This is a genomic window from Streptomyces sp. NPDC007164 (genome assembly GCF_040634135.1).
In the GTDB taxonomy this organism is placed as follows: Bacteria; Actinomycetota; Actinomycetes; order Streptomycetales; family Streptomycetaceae; genus Streptomyces; species Streptomyces sanglieri.
Genome location: NZ_JBEYFB010000024.1, coordinates 50,139 through 66,481, shown reverse-complemented (window position 1 = coordinate 66,481; position 16,343 = coordinate 50,139). Strand labels below are relative to the sequence as shown.

Annotated in this window: 15 protein-coding genes; 9 read left to right on the top strand and 6 right to left on the bottom strand. The window is 72.3% G+C overall.

Annotation, left to right across the window (positions count from 1 at the left end; all coding sequences use genetic code 11):
• Positions 1–14: 14 nt before the first annotated feature.
• Complete coding sequence (locus ABZ622_RS26380) at positions 15–1,616, bottom strand: AMP-binding protein (RefSeq protein WP_360547180.1); 1,602 nt, start codon at positions 1,614–1,616, stop codon at positions 15–17.
• Between the two features lie 198 nt (positions 1,617–1,814).
• Here ABZ622_RS26380 and ABZ622_RS26375 point away from each other — a divergent pair, with 198 nt between their 5' ends.
• Positions 1,815–2,942, top strand: a complete 1,128-nt coding sequence (locus ABZ622_RS26375; RefSeq protein ID WP_360547178.1) for an acyl-CoA dehydrogenase family protein — start codon at positions 1,815–1,817, stop codon at positions 2,940–2,942.
• Positions 2,939–3,340, top strand: coding sequence for a RidA family protein (locus tag ABZ622_RS26370; protein ID WP_360547176.1), 402 nt, complete (start codon positions 2,939–2,941; stop codon positions 3,338–3,340). The genes ABZ622_RS26375 and ABZ622_RS26370 overlap by 4 nt, the downstream gene beginning before the upstream one ends.
• Positions 3,341–3,436: 96 nt before the next feature.
• On the opposite strand, the gene ABZ622_RS26365 is transcribed toward ABZ622_RS26370, so the two are convergent.
• The 5 genes from ABZ622_RS26365 to ABZ622_RS26345 are packed head-to-tail and all read right to left on the bottom strand — an operon-like array spanning position 3,437 to position 8,934.
• Positions 3,437–4,570 carry an FAD-dependent monooxygenase gene (locus ABZ622_RS26365; RefSeq protein ID WP_360547174.1) on the bottom strand — a complete coding sequence of 378 codons (1,134 nt, stop codon included), beginning with the start codon at positions 4,568–4,570 and terminating at the stop codon, positions 3,437–3,439.
• A gap of 52 nt (positions 4,571–4,622) precedes the next feature.
• Positions 4,623–5,192: an ATP/GTP-binding protein gene (locus ABZ622_RS26360; RefSeq protein ID WP_360547172.1), complete on the bottom strand. Its 570-nt coding sequence runs from the start codon at positions 5,190–5,192 to the stop codon at positions 4,623–4,625.
• 6 nt (positions 5,193–5,198) lie between these two features.
• Positions 5,199–5,555 carry a DUF742 domain-containing protein gene (locus ABZ622_RS26355; RefSeq protein WP_266733486.1) on the bottom strand — a complete coding sequence of 119 codons (357 nt, stop codon included), beginning with the start codon at positions 5,553–5,555 and terminating at the stop codon, positions 5,199–5,201.
• A gap of 44 nt (positions 5,556–5,599) precedes the next feature.
• Positions 5,600–6,037 (bottom strand): roadblock/LC7 domain-containing protein, encoded by a 438-nt coding sequence (locus ABZ622_RS26350; RefSeq protein ID WP_266911022.1) that lies wholly within the window; start codon positions 6,035–6,037, stop codon positions 5,600–5,602.
• Entirely contained in the window at positions 6,034–8,934 is a 2,901-nt protein-coding gene (locus tag ABZ622_RS26345; RefSeq protein WP_360547170.1) for a nitrate- and nitrite sensing domain-containing protein, read from the bottom strand. The genes ABZ622_RS26350 and ABZ622_RS26345 overlap by 4 nt, the downstream gene beginning before the upstream one ends.
• Before the next feature lie 285 nt (positions 8,935–9,219).
• On the opposite strand from ABZ622_RS26345, the gene ABZ622_RS26340 reads away from it, so the two are divergent.
• The 7 genes from ABZ622_RS26340 (at position 9,220) to mnhG (ending at position 16,278) form a co-directional block, all read left to right on the top strand.
• Positions 9,220–9,651, top strand: coding sequence for a (4Fe-4S)-binding protein (locus ABZ622_RS26340; protein ID WP_360547168.1), 432 nt, complete (start codon positions 9,220–9,222; stop codon positions 9,649–9,651).
• 146 nt (positions 9,652–9,797) lie between these two features.
• On the top strand, positions 9,798–12,725 hold the full coding sequence (locus ABZ622_RS26335; protein ID WP_360547166.1) for a Na+/H+ antiporter subunit A: 2,928 nt from the start codon (positions 9,798–9,800) through the stop codon (positions 12,723–12,725).
• Positions 12,722–13,324 (top strand): Na(+)/H(+) antiporter subunit C, encoded by a 603-nt coding sequence (locus ABZ622_RS26330; protein ID WP_360547164.1) that lies wholly within the window; start codon positions 12,722–12,724, stop codon positions 13,322–13,324. Before ABZ622_RS26335 ends, ABZ622_RS26330 begins: the two co-directional genes overlap by 4 nt.
• On the top strand, positions 13,321–14,973 hold the full coding sequence (locus ABZ622_RS26325; protein ID WP_360547162.1) for a Na+/H+ antiporter subunit D: 1,653 nt from the start codon (positions 13,321–13,323) through the stop codon (positions 14,971–14,973). Before ABZ622_RS26330 ends, ABZ622_RS26325 begins: the two co-directional genes overlap by 4 nt.
• Positions 14,970–15,596, top strand: a complete 627-nt coding sequence (locus ABZ622_RS26320) for a Na+/H+ antiporter subunit E (protein ID WP_360547161.1) — start codon at positions 14,970–14,972, stop codon at positions 15,594–15,596. Before ABZ622_RS26325 ends, ABZ622_RS26320 begins: the two co-directional genes overlap by 4 nt.
• Positions 15,593–15,928 carry a monovalent cation/H+ antiporter complex subunit F gene (locus tag ABZ622_RS26315; RefSeq protein ID WP_360547160.1) on the top strand — a complete coding sequence of 112 codons (336 nt, stop codon included), beginning with the start codon at positions 15,593–15,595 and terminating at the stop codon, positions 15,926–15,928. Before ABZ622_RS26320 ends, ABZ622_RS26315 begins: the two co-directional genes overlap by 4 nt.
• Complete coding sequence (gene mnhG / locus ABZ622_RS26310) at positions 15,925–16,278, top strand: monovalent cation/H(+) antiporter subunit G (RefSeq protein WP_360547159.1); 354 nt, start codon at positions 15,925–15,927, stop codon at positions 16,276–16,278. Before ABZ622_RS26315 ends, mnhG begins: the two co-directional genes overlap by 4 nt.
• The last annotated feature ends 65 nt before the right edge of the window (positions 16,279–16,343 follow it).

The window sequence follows — 16,343 nt, the reverse complement described above, 5'->3', positions numbered from 1 at the left end:
ACGCGGCGCCCGGTTCAGCCCTCCCGCAGCCGGAAGCGCTGGAGCTTGCCGGTGGCGGTGCGGGGGAGGGCGGGCAGGAACTCGATGACACGGGGGCACTTGTGCGGGGCCAGTTCGCTCTTGATGTACGCGCGCAGCTCGTCGGCCGCCGTCTCGGCGCCCTCGCGCAGCACCACGTACGCCACCACGATCTGGCCGCGCAGCTCGTCCGCCCGGCCCACCACCGCCGCCTCGGCCACCGAGGGGTGGTGCAGCAGGGCGTCCTCGACCTCGGGGCCCGCGATGTTGTAGCCGGAGGAGATGATCATGTCGTCGGCGCGGGCCACGTAACGGAAGTAGCCGTCCGGATCACGTACGTAGGTGTCCCCGGTGAGGTTCCAGCCGTGTGCCACATAGTCCCGCTGGCGCTCGTCGGCGAGGTAGCGGCAGCCGACCGGGCCGCGTACCGCGAGCAGTCCGGGCTCCCCGTCCGGCACCGGGCGGCCGTCCCGGTCCAGCACCCGGGCCTGCCAGCCGGGGACGGGGACTCCGGTGGTGCCGGGGCGGATCGCGTCGTCGGCGGCCGAGATGAAGATGTGCAGCAGCTCGGTGGCGCCGATGCCGTTGATGATGCGCAGTCCGGTCCGCTCGTGCCACGAACGCCAGGTGGCGACCGGGAGGTTCTCCCCCGCCGAGACGCAGCGCCGCAGCGCGCTGACGTCGTGGTGGTCCATGTGGTCGAGCATCACGCGGTACGCGGTCGGCGCGGTGAACAGCACCGAGACGCGGTGGGCGGCCAGCGCGGGCAGCAACTGAGCCGGGCCGGACTGTTCGAGCAGCAGGGCACTGGCACCGGCCCGCAGCGGGAAGACCACCAGACCGCCGAGGCCGAAGGTGAAGCCGAGCGGCGGGCTGCCCGCGAACACGTCGTCGGGGGTGGGCCGCAGGACATGGGCCGAGAAGGTGTCGGCGATGGCGAGCACATCCCGGTGGAAGTGCATGCAGCCCTTCGGGCGTCCGGTGGTGCCCGAGGTGAACGCGATCAGCGCGACGTCGTCCGCCGCCGTCCGCACGGCCTCGTACGGCCCGGTCCTGGCCTCGGCCAGACGCAGCAGATCGTCCGGTCCGTCACCTCCGTACGGGGTGATCCGCAGTCCCGGCACCTCGGCCTTCACCAGGTCCTCGACCGCCCGGGAGTCGCACAGTGCGTGACTCACCCGGGCGATGGAACAGATGGTGGAGAGTTCGGCGGACCGCTGCCGGTCCAGCACGGTGACGGCGATCGCGCCGGCCTTCAGCACCGCGAGCCAGCAGGCGGCCAGCAGCGGGGTGGTGGGGCCGCGCAGCAGCACCCGGTTGCCGGGCACGACCCCCAGGTCGGAGGTGAGGACATGGGCGATCCGGTCCACCCGCTCCCGCAGCTCCCGGTAGCTCCATACCGCGCCGTCCGAGGTGCGGAAGGCGGGGCGGTCGGGGCCGAAGCGCTCGGCCGTACGGTCCAGCAGTTCCGCCGCGCAGTTGAGGCGGTCCGGGTACTGCAGCTCGGGAAGGCCGAAGAGCAGTTCCGGCCACTGGTCCTTCGGCGGCAGGTGCTCCCTGGCGAAGGTGTCGACGTGCGCTGAGGTCTTCGGGTCCATGACGGCTCGCCCCCTTGTCGCCTCTGGAGCGTATCGTTTGGGTGACGGTAGTCAACGGTCCGCGATAGAGCGGGTGGACGGGAAATCGGCCGGACGGGACGCGGGACATCGAATGGACGGGGGGACGGGCAGGAACACGGACGGGAAAAACGGGAACGAGAGACCGGGAAGACGAGACGCGACCAGAGAGGCGCCCGCATGACGGCATTCTCACTCGATCCGGCACAGACCGCCTGGTGTGAAGAGCTAAGAACCCTTGCCGAACAGCAACTGCGCCCCCTTGCAGAGAAGGGCGCCCCCGGCCACGTCAACCGTCCCCTGATCGCCGCACTGGGCGAGGCGGGGCTGCTCGACCGGCTGCTGAGCTCGGGCGCCCTCGACCTCTGCCTGCTCCGCGAGTCCCTGGCCCGCGGCTGCACCGAGGCCGAGACCGCGCTCGCCCTCCAGGGCCTCGGCACCCACCCCCTGCTCCGGTCGGGCACCACGGCCCACCGCGCACGCTGGCTCCCCGAGGTGCGGGCCGGCCGCGCCGTCGCCGCCTTCGCGCTCAGTGAACCGGGTGCGGGCTCCGACGCGGCGGCCCTCGCCCTGAGCGCCCGACCCGCCCCCGGCGGCTGGCGGCTCACCGGCGAGAAGTGCTGGATCTCCAACGCCCCCGAGGCCGACTTCTACACCGTGTTCGCCCGCACGACCCCGGGCGCCGGCTCCCGGGGCGTCACCGCGTTCCTGGTCCCCGCCGACCGCCCCGGACTGACCGGCACCGCCCTCGACATGCTCTCGCCGCACCCCATCGGGGCCCTGGCCTTCGACGGAGTCCCGGTCACCCCCGACGACGTGCTCGGCGAACCCGACCGGGGCTTCCGGGTCGCCATGGACACCCTCAACCTGTTCCGCCCCAGCGTCGGCGCGTTCGCCGTGGGCATGGCCCGAGCCGCACTCGACGCCACCGTGGAACACACCGCCCACCGCACCGCGTTCGGCGGCCCGCTGAAGGACCTTCAGGCCGTCTCCCACCAGGTCGCCGAGATGGCCACCCGGACCGAGGCCGCCCGGCTCCTGGTGTTCGCGGCGGCCGCCGGATACGACGCGGGGGAGTCCGGGGTGCCGCGCCGGGCCGCCATGGCGAAGCTGTACGCCACCGAGACCGCGCAGTACGTCGTCGACACCGCCGTCCAGCTGCACGGCGCCCGCGCCCTGCGCCGCGGCCATCTCCTGGAACACCTCTACCGGGAGGTCCGCGCGCCACGGATCTACGAGGGCGCCAGCGAGGTCCAGCGCACGATCATCGCCAAGGAGCTGTACGCGACCCGGGAGGCGTCCGCATGAGTCCGGTCCACCGGATCAACCCCGTCGACCTGTCACCGCCCACGGGCTTCTCGCACGCCGTCACGGCCACCGGCAGCCAGCTCGTCTTCCTGGCCGGGCAGACCGCCCTCGACGAGGGCGGCAAGATCGTCGGCGACGGCCTGCCCGAGCAGTTCGCCACCGCCCTCACCAATCTGCTCACCGCGCTGCGCGCGGCGGGCGGCGCCCCGGCGGACCTCGCCAGGGTCACCGTGTACGCCACCGATGTGGCCGACTACCGCGAACGGTCCGCCGAGCTGGGCCGGATCTGGCGGCGGCTGGCGGGCCGCGACTACCCGGCGATGGCGGTCATCGGCGTGGCCAGGCTCTGGGACGAACGGGCCCTGGTCGAGATCGACGGGGTGGCGGTACTGCCCTGAACGCACCGTACGGGCCCGGCGATCCGGGCCCGTACGGGTTCAGCGACGCGCATCGGTACCGGTCGGTGCGGGTTCAGCGACACACACAGGAACCGGTCAGTACGGCTTCACCAGCACGTGTGCCGCGCCCGGGATGCCGACCTTCAGCAGCTCGTCCTCCTCGGGCGTCGTCTCGTTACCCGTCTCCTGCTTCAGCACCGCACGCGACATGGCCTGTACCCACATGGCCCGGGGGCGGCGGCGCGCCTCCCACCCGTCGAGGGCCGCGGCCACGTCCGACTCGGTGTCCAGCGACTCGGCGAGCACCAGCGCGTCCTCGACGGCCATCGCCGCGCCCTGCGCGATGTGCGGGGTGGAGGCGTGCGCGGCGTCACCGGCCAGGACCACCCGGCCGACGTGCCACGGTTCCTCGACCGTCACCTGGGAGATCCGCGAGTACACCACCGAGGCCGGGTCGGTGACCGTGGCCAGTGCCTCGGCGACCGGTCCGGAGAACATCGCGAGGCGCTCCGTCAGCTGCTCGTGGGCCCGCTCCGGGTCCGGCCGGAAGTCCTCGGACTCCGCGAACACCGCACCCAGGTACATCAGTTCCTCGGTGATCGGGGTGAGCAGCGCCTTCGCGTCCTTGCCCGCGGTGCCCATCACCACCCCCCGCACCTGCGGCTGCCTGGGCACCGTCACCCGCCAGTTGGCGAAGCCGGTGTACTCGGGGGTGTAGCGGTCCCCGTAGAGCCGGCTGCGCAGCGGCGAACCGATGCCGTCGAAACCGGCCACCAGGTCCCAGCGGCCCGAGGAGCCGTCGGACAGGGTGACGTCCACGCCGGAGCCGTCGTCGGTCAGTTCCGTGATGGTGGTGCCGAAGCGGATCTTCGCACCCGCGGCGACGGCGGCGGAGTTCAGCACCCGGGCCAGGGCGGGGCGCGGGATGCCGTTGTTGGAGGGGGCGTCGCCCATCCGCGGCTGGGGTATCTCGGCCAGCGTGTTGCCGGCCGGGTCGGCGATGGTCAGGATCTCCCACTCGAAGCCCGCCGCCAGGCAGTCGTCCAGGACCCCGATCTCCCGCATGACGTGGAGGGCGTTGGACGGCTGGATGATGCCGACACCGAGCGCGTCCACCTCGTCGCGGAGCTCGGCGATCTCGACGGTGTGGCCGCGCCGGGCCAGCGCGGTGGCGAGCGTGAGCCCGCCGATGCCGCCGCCGTGAATCAGGACGCGCAGGGGTGTTGCCATCTCAGGTGTCTCCAGAGCGGGAAGGTGCGGGGAGTTACGGGGGAGCGGACGGTCAGCCGGCCGTGACGGGCAGGCTCATCAGGTGGTCCACCAGAGCCAGCAGCACGTCCCGGCCGAACGGCCGGTCGCGGACGTCACCGATCAGCAGCGGCACGTGCGGGTCGAGGTCGAGGGCGGCCCTGATCTCGTCCGGGGTACGGGTGTTGTGGCCGTGGAAGCAGTTGATCGCCACCACGAACGGGATGTCCCGGCTCTCGTAGAAGTCGATCGAGGCGAAGCTCGTCTCCAGCCTGCGGGTGTCGGCGATCACCACGCCGCCGAGCGCCCCGTTGACCAGGTCGTTCCACATGAACCAGAAGCGTTCCTGGCCCGGGGTGCCGAAGAGGTAGACCACCAGCTCGGAACTGACCGTGATGCGGCCGAAGTCCAGCGCCACGGTGGTGGTGTCCTTCTGGCCGACACCGGCCAGGTCGTCGACCCCGACGCTGGCCTTGGTGAGGTACTCCTCGGTGCGCAGCGGTGCGACCTCGCTGACCGCGCCCACCAGGGTGGTCTTGCCGACGCCGAAGCCTCCGGCGATGAGTATCTTGACGGCGGCGGGGGCCGCCTGACTGCTTGTCATCTTGGTTCAGAGTCTCCGGAGTCCGTCTCGAACGGCGGCCAGCAGGCCCATGTCGCGGCCGCCCGCCACCCGCGCCACCGAGAGCGGGGCGCGGGCGAGCAGCAGGCCCTGGGCGACGAGGTCGGCCAGCAGGATCTTGGTCACCGACACCGGGAGGCCGAGGTCGGAGGCGACTTCGGCGACCGCGGCCGGGCGGCGGCAGCGCTCCAGGATCATCCGGTGCTCCGGCTGGAGCCGCCCGGGCCGCACCGGCGCACCGTGCTCGTCCCGGGGGTCCTGCGCGGTCGTCAGCACGGTGATCAGGCTGAAGTCGTCCCGCTCGGGAGCGGTCCGGCCCCGGGTGATGGTGTACGGGCGCACCATCGTGCCCGCCCCGTCCTCCTCGGCCTCGTCCTCCCAGTACGGGGTCACGCGTGCCGCCCGTCCCCGGTACCGAAGGCGTCGAACTCACCGCGGACCGGTGTGGTGAGCTTCTGGCCGACCTGCTGCACGAGGTTGTGCATGGCGAGCGACATGATCTCGGCGTCCACCTCCTGGGAGGCGATCACGGCCAGGTGGGTGCCCTGGGCGGCCGCGATGATGAAGAGCCAGAGGTCGTTCAGCTCGACGATGACCTGGTGCACACCGCCGCCGTTGAAGAGCTGGCCGACGCCGCGGGCGAGGCTCTGCTGGCCGGTGCAGATGGCGGCCAGCCGCTCGGCGTCGGCGCGGTCGATGGTGCGCGAGTGGCTCACCACGAGCCCGTCGTCGGACAGCAGGACGGCGTTCTGGGTCTCGGCCACCGAGTCCACCAGACCGTCGAGCAGCCAGTCGAGATCCTGGTGGGTGGCGGTAGTGCGTGTCATGGCCGTTCTTCTCTCGTGGGGAGCGGGATGGCTGGCGGTGCGGGCTGCTTCGGCGCCTCGTCGGTCGCGCGGGCGGCACGGGACCGGCGCTGGAACGCCCCGATCGCGGCACCGGCCCGGCGTGGCGCCGGCCGCGGCTGCGGGTTCTCGGGCGGGCTCGGCGGCTGCGGTGCGGCGGGCCGGGAGGCCGCCGGGTCGAGCCGCAGCTCGTCGGCCAGGCTGGCCTGCCGTACCCGGCGCGGCAACGGGGGTTCCGCACCGGGCGCGGGAAGGGCGGGCCGGCCGGACCCCTGCCCCGAGTCCTGTGCGCGGACGGCCGCGACGTCCGGCGGGGCCGGGTGGTCGGGCTCCGGTACCGGCAGCCGGGCGGGCCGGCCGCTCTCCGTCCCGGACTGCCGGGGCGCGGGAATCGGGAGGGACGCGAGGTCCGGACCGGGGGCGGCGGAGTACAGAGCCGCGTAGGGCTGCTGCGGAGCGGCGTACGGCTCCTGGAGCGCCGGGTACGAGGGCTGATCGCCGGCGAACCCGCCTTCGGGTGCCGGGTACGAGGGCTGGTCCCCGGGGAACCCGCCCTCGGGTGCCGGGTACGAGGGCTGGTCCCCGGGGAACCCGCCCTCGGGTGCCGGGTACGGCGGCTGGTCCACCGGGTACTGGCCGGCGGCCGTCATGTACGGCTGTTCGGCCTGGCCGTACGGGCTCTCCTGCGCGGCGTACGGCGCGGCCGGCGGAGTGTACGGCTGCTGCTCCGGCTCCTGTTCCGGCCGGTACGGCTCCTGTTCCGGGGCCGGGTAGGGCTGTTCGGCGGCCGGGTAGGGCTGCTCGGTGGTGGCGTACGGGGCGCCCGCCGTGTGCAGCGCGGTGACCCCGGCCAGCGCCTGGCCCTGTACGCGGGTGGGCAGCGCGCCATCGGCCTCGGGGGCCGAAGGGGCCGCGGGAGCGGCTGCGGGAGCGGCGGGGGCGGGGGCCGGCACGCCGACCGGACCGGTCCGCGGTTCGGAGACGGTGAGCTCGTCGGGCACGAGCAGGACCACGCGGGTACCGCCGTACGCTGAGGAGCGGAACTCCACCCGCAGGCCGTGCTGGTCCGCGAGGCGCGCGATCACGTACAGACCGAGACGGATGTCGTCGGAGTGGGCGAGCACATCCATCCGGGGCGGCCGGACCATCAGTTCGTTGGCCGCCGCCAACTGGTCCTCCTCCATCCCGAGTCCGCGGTCCTCGACCTCGATGGCCAGCCCCCGGCTCACCTTCGCGGCCCTGACCTCGACCGGGCTCGGCGGACGGGAGAAACTGAGCGCGTTCTCGATCAGCTCGGCGAGCACGTGGGAGACCGGGCCGACGGCCCGCTCCGACAGCCAGGGGCTGCCGTCCAGGTCCAGCACCACGCGCCGGTAGTCCTGCACCTCGCCCTGGGCGGAACGCATCACGTCCAGCAGCGGAACCGGCTTGCGCCAGCGCCGGTGCGGAGAACCGCCCGCGAGGATCACCAGGTTCTCCTCGTACCGCCGCAGTCGGGCAGTGAGGTGGTCCAGGTCGAAGAGGCCGTCGAGCACCTCGGGGTCCTCGTGCTTGCGCTCCAGCTCGTCCAGCTTCTTCAGCTGCTGGCCGATCAACTGCTGGGTGCGGCGGGCGATGCGCTGGAGCAGCCGCTCGAAACCGCGGTGCTGGTCGGCCTGTTTGACGGCCGCCGCCAGCGCGCTGGTGCGCGCCAGGTTGAGCGCGTCGCCGAGCTGGGTCAGCTCGTCGCTCCGGCCGCCCCTGCTGTCGTGCTCGATGGCCCGCGCCTCGGCCTCGACATCGATCCGCTCGCCCCGGCCGAGCCGCTCGACGACGTCGGGCAGGGCCTTCTCCAGCTCCTCGGCCCGCTCCTGGAGGCTGCCGATCCGGCGGCGGAGGTTGCGGGTGAGGCGCCAGGTGGTCCAGATGACCGCGATCACGGCCACCAGGCCGACGACGGTGGTCAGCACCATCTTGAACAGCAGCGACATGACGCTGCCCTTGCCCTCCTCGACCACACTGGCGGTGCGGTGCTCAAGGAGCTTCTCGATCTGCGGGGTGAGTTCGTCCATCGCCCCGCGCCAGGTCTTCTCCTGGGCGCCGAGGGCGACGAACCCCTTCGCGTCGGCGTCGGCCGGGCGCAACACCTCGTTCTCCACCCGCGTCTTGGTCTTCCAGGCCGAACTGCGGGTGATCTTCTCCCACATGGCCTTCTCGTCCGCGGGCAGTTGGGGAACGACCTTGGTGGAGTACTGGAGTTCCTGGCCGGAAACAGCCTCCCGGACCTGCCTCAGGTCCTCGGTGCTCAGCTTCCCCTTGGACCAGCCGCGTGCCAGCAGGGCGTCCGAGCGGGAGATCATCTCCTTGGTCCAGAACAGGTCGACCAGCGGCTGGGAGAGCGTGGTGATCCGGCCGTTGTCGACATGGCTGAGCGCCGCGAAGAGCTGGAGGTCGACCGCGATCAGGTCCGTGTAGTAGCCGTACACAGCCTTCTGCTGGTCGTTGCCGCCGTCGTCGACGAGGGCACGCTGGGCCGGCAGTTGGTTGATGGCCGCGCGGGCCTTGCCGACCGCGTCACGGACCTCGTCGGGTGCGTCGTCGGTCGCCACGTCGGAGAGCGACTGGAAGCTCTTGACGGCGTCGTCGGTCAACTTGCGCTGCCGCTGGAGCTCTTCGGTGGCGCCCTTGTGCCGGGCGAGGGCCTCGGCGCTGAGCCGGCGCTCCGCCTGGAGGTTGTAGTACACGATGTTGGACGGCTGGCCGGCCTTCTGCGCCAGCTGCCCCTGAGCGGCCTGGCGTTGGAAGTCGAGCAGGGTCTGACCACTGGTGACGGCCCAGAGGGCGGCCAGTGCGACGCCGGGAACGATGGCCAGAACGAGCAGGGCTGTCCGCAGCGACATGGTGGTCGATCCGGTCCGCCTTGAGGCGCGCGTGCGCAGGGCGTGCTCCTTGATGATGCCAGCCTCGGGACTGGTCAAATCCGTTGAGAACTTCGACAGATAGATATTAGTCACAGCGAAAAAATGAAAAGAAAGCGGGCTCACAGGTGCATCACTGATCACACACATCTCCGCCACCGTGATCCGGATGGGCCGGTTCGTCCCGGTCCGAGTAGCGGGCCGGGAGGTCCGGGGGGAGGCTTGAACCGTCCGTACCGATCACGAACCGAGCCAGGAAGGTCACCGGTGGCCACCGAACAGCCCCCGCGCCCCGCGGTCAGGTCCTACGACGGCGAGGGCATCACCGTCGACTACGACGTGCACCGCTGTCTGCACGCCGCCGAATGCGTGCGCGGCCTCCCGGCGGTCTTCGACACCGCCCGCAAGCCGTGGATCCGGCCGGCGGACGCCCCGGCCGACGACATCGCCGACGTCATCCACCGCTGCCCCAGCGGCGCCCTGCAGTACCACCGCACCGACGGCGCCCCCGACGAGGAGCCCGAGGTGCCGACCCATGTCTCGCTGCACTCCGACGGCGTGCTCCACCTGCGCGGGGACCTCGAAGTGGCCACCCCCGAGGGGCCGCGCCAGGAGACCCGGGTGATGCTCTGCGGCTGCGGACGCACCGGGAATCGGCCGTACTGCGACCACAGCGGGGTCTGCGGCGAGCACGGGTGAACCCACCGCGCGACGACGGGCGCGGCGCGCCGTACGGGTGAAGCACGGCCGGGGATATATCTGTATTGGGTGCTGTTCGCCCGTTATGCATCGCCCAGGCCCGGGACGCCCGTCCGCGGCGGGCGCGGAACGTCCCCCGGGGCCGTATGACCGCGCTCATCGTCTGCCACTTCGTCCTGGCCGCCTTCGCGCGACCGCTGGTACGGAGGCTGGGCAGACGCGCCTTCGTCGTCCTCGCGCTGCCACCGGCCGCCGCCACCGCGTGGGCGGCCACGCAGTGGAACACCGCGGCGTCCGGCGCCGCGGTCACCTGGTCGTGGCGGTGGATGCCGGCGTACGACGTCACCGTCGCGCTGCGGTTCGACGCGCTCGCCGAGCTGATGGTGCTGCTCGCGGCCGGAATCGGCACCCTCGTCCTGCTCTACTGCGCCTCGTACTTCACCGACGGGACCCCGCGACTGGCCGGATTCGCCGGTAATCTCCTGGCCTTCGCGGGCGCCATGCTCGCCCTCGTCCTGGCCGACGACCTGATCTCGCTCTATGTGTTCTGGGAGCTGACCACGGTCTTCTCGTTCCTGCTGATCGGGTACGACAGCGAGCAGAAACACAGCCGCCGCTCCGCGCTCCAGGCACTGACCGTGACCACCCTCGGCGGTCTCGCGATGTTCGTCGGCTTCCTGATCATCGGTGACGCGGCGGGCACCTACCGCATCTCCGCCATCCTCGCCGATCCGCCCCGGACGAGCCTCGCCGTCTCCGTCGCGGTCGTGCTGATCCTGTGCGGGGCCCTGTCGAAGTCGGCGATCTGGCCGTTCAGCCTCTGGCTGCCCAACGCCATGGCCGCACCCACCCCCGTCAGCGCCTACCTGCACGCCGCCGCGATGGTGAAGGCCGGGGTCTACCTGGTCGCGCGGCTCGCCCCCGGCTTCGCCGACGTGCCCGTCTGGCGGCCCGTCGTGATTGTCCTCGGCGGCGCGACCATGCTGCTCGGCGGCTGGCGGGCGCTGCGCCTGAACGACCTCAAACTCGTCCTCGCCTACGGCACCGTCAGCCAGCTCGGCTTCCTCACCCTGCTCGCCGGGACAGGCGACCGGGACACCGCGCTGGCCGCCGCCGTCATGATCCTGGGTCACGCACTGTTCAAGGCCCCGCTGTTCCTCGTCACCGGCATCGTCGACCACGCGGCCGGCACCCGTGACCTGCGTCGACTCTCCGGCGTCGGCCGGGCGCTGCCGCACGTCTGCACGGTCGCGGTGCTCGCCGCCGCGTCCATGGCGGCGCTGCCTCCGCTGCTCGGATTCGCCGCCAAGGAGGCCGCGTTCGACGCGCTGCTGCACGGATCGACCGCCGACCGCTGGGCGCCGGCCGTCACGGTCGCGGGCTCGGCGCTGACCGTCGCGTACACCGTGCGGTTCGTCTGGGGCGCCTTCTTCCGCAAGCCCGCGGTCGAGGACACCCCGGTGCACCGGGTCGGCCCGGCCTTCCTCGCGCCGCCCGCCCTGCTCGCGGTCTGCGGGCTGGTGCTGGGCCCGGGCGTCGGCTGGACCGACCGGCTGTTCAGCGCGTACGCCGACGCCTTCCCGCCGTCCGCGCACCCGTACCACCTCGCGCTCTGGCACGGCTTCGGGACCGCACTGCTGCTCTCGGCCGTCGCCACCGCGGGCGGTGTGCTGCTCTTCGCGGGGCGCACCACCGTGACCCGGCTCTCCCGGCTGATCGCCTGGCCGACCGCCGACAGCGTCTTCGGGTACCTGCTGCTCGGCCTGGAGCGGTTCTCCCTCCAGCTCACCGGCTTCGTCCAGCGCGGCTCGCTCTCCGTCTACCTCGCCACCACCCTGCTGGTGATGCTGGCCGGCCAGCTCACCGTCCTCGGCGTCGACCGGCCCTGGCGCGGAGCGGTGGCCCCGCGCGTCTGGGACGTCCCGCTCCAGGGTGCCGTCGCCCTGCTGACCTGCGCGGCGGCGCTCTGCTGCCTCACCGTCCGCCGCCGGATGAAGGCCGTGGTCCTGGCCGGCCTGACCGGATACGGCGCGGCGCTGCTCTTCGTCGTCCAGGGCGGCCCGGACCTGGCGCTCACCCAGTTCTGCGTCGAGACCGTGTCGATGATCGTGTTCGTGCTGGTGCTGCGGCGGATGCCGGTGCACTTCCAGGAGTCGGTCAGCACCTGGCGGCGCGCGGTGCGCATCCCGGTGGCGCTGGCCGCGGCGGCCACGCTCGGCGTGGTGGTGTGGGTCGCCTCGGCCGCCCGTACGGCCGACCCGGCGGGCGCGGCCATGGTCGAGGAGGTCTCCCACCATGAGCTCAAGGACGTCGTGGCGACCATCCTCGTCGACCTGCGGTCCTGGGACACGATGGGGGAGTCCGCCGTGCTCGCCGCGGCGGCGGTCGGCGTCACCAGCCTGATCTATCTGCACCGCAGGACCGAGGGACCGTCGCTGCGCGAAGAGGTACGGGGACGTACCGCCTGGTCGCTGACGGCACCCGGGATGACGGGGCTGCCGCACGGCGACGAAGGGGCACCGGAGCGCGGCTGGCTCGCGGCCGGCTCGACGCTGGCGCCCGAGCACCGCTCCGTCGTCTTCGAGGTCGTGGCCCGGCTGCTGTTCCATCCGGTCCTGGTGCTCTCGGTGTACCTGCTGTTCTGCGCCGAGAACATGCCGGGCGGCGGCTTCGTCGCCGGGCTGGTCGCCGGACTCGCCCTGATCACCCGCTATCTGGCGGGCGGCCGGTTCGAACTGGCCGAGGCCGCCCCGCTCCAGCCCGGACTCTTCACCGGCCTCGGGCTGTTCCTCTCCACCGGCGTCGCCCTGCTCGGCCTCGCCGACGGAACGGTCCTGCACGCCTGGACCCACCACGGCCGGCTGCCGCTGATCGGCGAGTACCACATCGGCACGCCCATCCTCTTCGACTTCGGGGTCTATCTGCTGGTCCTGGGCGTGGTGCTGGACATCGTGCGCGCGCTCGGCGCCAAGATCGACCGCCAGATCGAGCGCGCGGCGGCCGAGCAGGCCGCCGCCGCGGGCACCGCCGCACCACCGCACCCGGCACCCGGCACGGGAGGCACCCCCGGATGACCGTCAGCGTCTCCCTCCTGGCCACCGCCGCGGTGCTCTGCGCGGTCGGCGGCATCCTCATGCTCACCCGCCCGCTCACCCGGATCCTGCTCGGCGCCGTCATCGCCGGAAACGGCATCAACCTGCTCGTCCTCGCCGCAGGCGGCCGGGCCGGTGCGGAACCGCTCCTCTACGGCGTCCCGCTGGGACGGGTCACCGACCCGCTGCCGCAGGCCATCGCCCTCACCGCGATCGTCATCACCCTCGCCACCACCGCGTTCCTCCTCGCCATGGCCTACCGCAGCCACCAGCTGACCGGCACCGACGAGGTCCACGACGACCTGGAGGACCGCCGGATCGCGCTGCGCTCCGAGGTACGGGGCGAGCGGGACGAACTGCGCGAGCGGTACCGGGCCGCCGACGACGTCACCGACGAGGAACGCACCCGATACCGCGAGGAGCGCCGCCGCCTGCGCGCCCGGCTGCGCGCCGACCGCGCCCTTCAGGCCCGCGGCCGGGACGCCACCGGCGACCTCTGGCACGACGTGCTGGGCGCCGACCCCGAGGACTACGCGGCCCAGCAGGACCGCCCCGACGCCGACCCGGGAGCCACCGGATGAACGCACTCGTCCCCCTGCCGGTGCTGCTGCCGCTCTGCGCCACCGGCCTGAGCCTCGCCTTCGGCACCCGCCTCAAACAGCTCCAGCGCCTCATCAGCGTCGCCGTGCTCACCGCCGTACTGGGGCTCTCCGTCACCCTGATGACCGTCGCCGACCTGCGCGGCCCGCTCACCGTCCACCTCGGCGACTTCGCCCCGCCGCTCGGCATCACCCTGGTCGCCGACCGGCTGTCCGGACTGATGCTGACCGTCTCCTCGGCCGTCACCCTCTGCGTGCTGGTCTACTCCCTCGGGCAGGGCATGGCCGACCGGGAGGAGGAGACACCCGTCGCGGTCTTCCACCCGGCGTATCTGATCCTGGTCGCCGGGGTCTCCTGCACCTTCCTCGCCGGCGACCTCGTCAACCTCTATGTCGGCTTCGAGATCATGCTGGTCGCCAGCTTCGTCCTGCTCACCCTCGGCGGCACCGGACCCCGCATCCGCGCGGGCTCCACCTACGTGATCATCTCGCTGTTCTCCTCGATGCTGTTCCTCACCGCCATCGCCATGACGTACGCGGCGACCGGCACCGCGAACTTCGCCCAGCTGGCCGGCCGCCTCGCCGGACTCCCGCTCGGCGTCCAGACCCTGATCCAGGCGATGCTGCTCACCGTCTTCGCCATCAAGGCCGCCGTCTTCCCGCTCGCCGCCTGGCTCCCCGACTCCTACCCGACCGCACCCGCCCCGGTCACCGCCGTATTCGCCGGTCTGCTCACCAAGGTCGGCGTCTACTGCATGCTGCGCACCGAGACCCTGCTCTTCCCCGGCAACCGGCTCGGCGACCTGCTGATGGCCGCCGCGCTCGCCTCGATGGTCGTCGGGGTCCTCGGAGCCGTCGCCCAGACCGACCTGAAACGGCTGCTCTCCTTCACCCTCATCAGCCACATCGGCTACATGGTCTTCGGAATCGGCCTCGCCACCCGGGACGCGTACGGCGGCGCGATCGTGTACGTCGCCCACCACATCACCGTCCAGACCACGCTGTTCCTGGTGGCGGGGCTGATCGAACGCCGGGGCGGCACCACCGAACTCACCCGGATCGGCGGCCTCGCCAAGGCCGCCCCGCTGCTCGCCGCCCTCTTCTTCGTACCCGCCATGAACCTGGCCGGCATCCCGCCGCTGTCCGGCTTCATCGGCAAGCTCGGGCTGATGAGGGCCGGTGTCGCCGACGGCAGCGTATGGGCGTGGATCCTCGTCATCGGGTCGGCGGTGACCAGCCTCCTCACCCTGTACGTGATGGCCAAGGTCTGGAACCTGGCGTTCTGGCGGGCCGCGCCTCCCGGACAGGCCGCCACCGGCACCGTCCTGGAGTCCGACTCCGACGAGGACGACGACGGAGACGAGGGCCCCGACCGGATCCCCGGCACCGGCGACGAACCGGTCCGCCCCCGCCACCAGCCCGCCGGGCGGGCCGTCGCGGCCACCCTGCACGGGCACGCCGTCACCACCACGACGAAACTGCCCCTGCCGATGACCGGGGCCACCGCCGCGACCGTCGCACTCGGCCTCGCCTTCACCGTGTTCGCGGGCCCCCTGACCTCCTACACCGACCGCGCGGCCGCCGAACTCATCGCGCGGGCCCCCTACGTACAGGCGGTGCTCGGCCGGTGAAACGCCTGCTCAGGCTGTCCTTCCGGAACAAGGACCTGCCGCCCTTCAGCTGCGAGTTCGCCGGACGCCGACGACGCGTGCTCGACCTCCCGCTGATCGCCTGGCTCACCCTCATCTGGGTGCTGCTCTGGTCCAGCCCGAACCCGGCCAACCTGCTCACCGGCGTGGTCGTCGCCGTGGCCGTCTGCCTGGCCTTCCCGCTGCCCCGGGTCGACCTCGGACTCCGCCTGCACCCCTGGGGCATCCTGATGCTCGCCGGGTACCTGCTCTACGACATGTACACCTCGGGCATACGCGTCACCCGGCAGATCTTCGTCGACCACCCGCACCGGGCCGCCGTCATCGCGGTCCCGTTGCGCTGCCGCTCCGACCTGATGCTCGCGGCCACCGCCGTGGCCGTCTCCAACGTCCCCGGCGGATCGGTCGTCGAGGTACGCCGCGCCACGGCCACCGTCTTTCTGCACGTCCTCGACGCGGACCGGCCCGCCGTCCTCGACGCGGCGCGCCGCTCCGTCTGGCGCCTGGAACGGCTGACCGTACGGGCCTTCGGCACCGCCGACGAGATCGCCCGTGTCGCCGCACCACCCCCACCGACCGCACCCGACAGGGAGGGCGACGCATGAGCGTCCCGGAGACCGTCGACCGGGCGCTGCTCACCGCGGCCGTCGTGGTCATCGTCATCGCCGGAGCGGCACTGCTCGAACGCATCCGCCGAGGCCCCTCCATGCTGGACCGCGCCATCTCGCTGGACGTGTGCGCCGCCCTGATCATCGCGGGACTCGGCGCCAAGTCCGCCTTCGCACGGGACTCGTTCTACTTCCCGATCATGCTGGTGCTGGCGTTCCTCGGGTTCACGGGGTCGGTCGGCATCGCCCGCTTCATCGCCGTACGCGACAGACCGCCGCGGCACGGTACGGACCGGACCGGGGACGGCCCCGAGGGGGAACCGCGGTGAGCGTCCGGCTCCAGATCCTCGACCTGACGGGCGCGGCCCTGGTCTTCGTCGGCGCGGCGATCTGCCTGCTGGGCGTGATCGGGATGCTCCGGCTGCCGGACGTCCTGTCCCGCAGCCACGCCGCCACCAAGCCGCAGACCCTCGGCATGCTCCTGGTCCTCGCCGGGGTCGCCCTGCGGCTGCGCAGCGGCATGGATCTGGCGACTCTCGGGCTGATCGGCTTCTTCCAGCTGATGACCGGCCCCGTCGCCGCCCACCTGGTGGCGCGGTCCGCCTACCGGACCGGCCAGATCGACCACGCTGAGCTGCTCTTCGACGAACTGGACGAGCAGCTGACCGAGGAGAAGTGAGGAGAACGCGGCACCCATACGAATGGCACGGACGGCTTCCCACCCGCCGGCGGCTCCCGCGACTA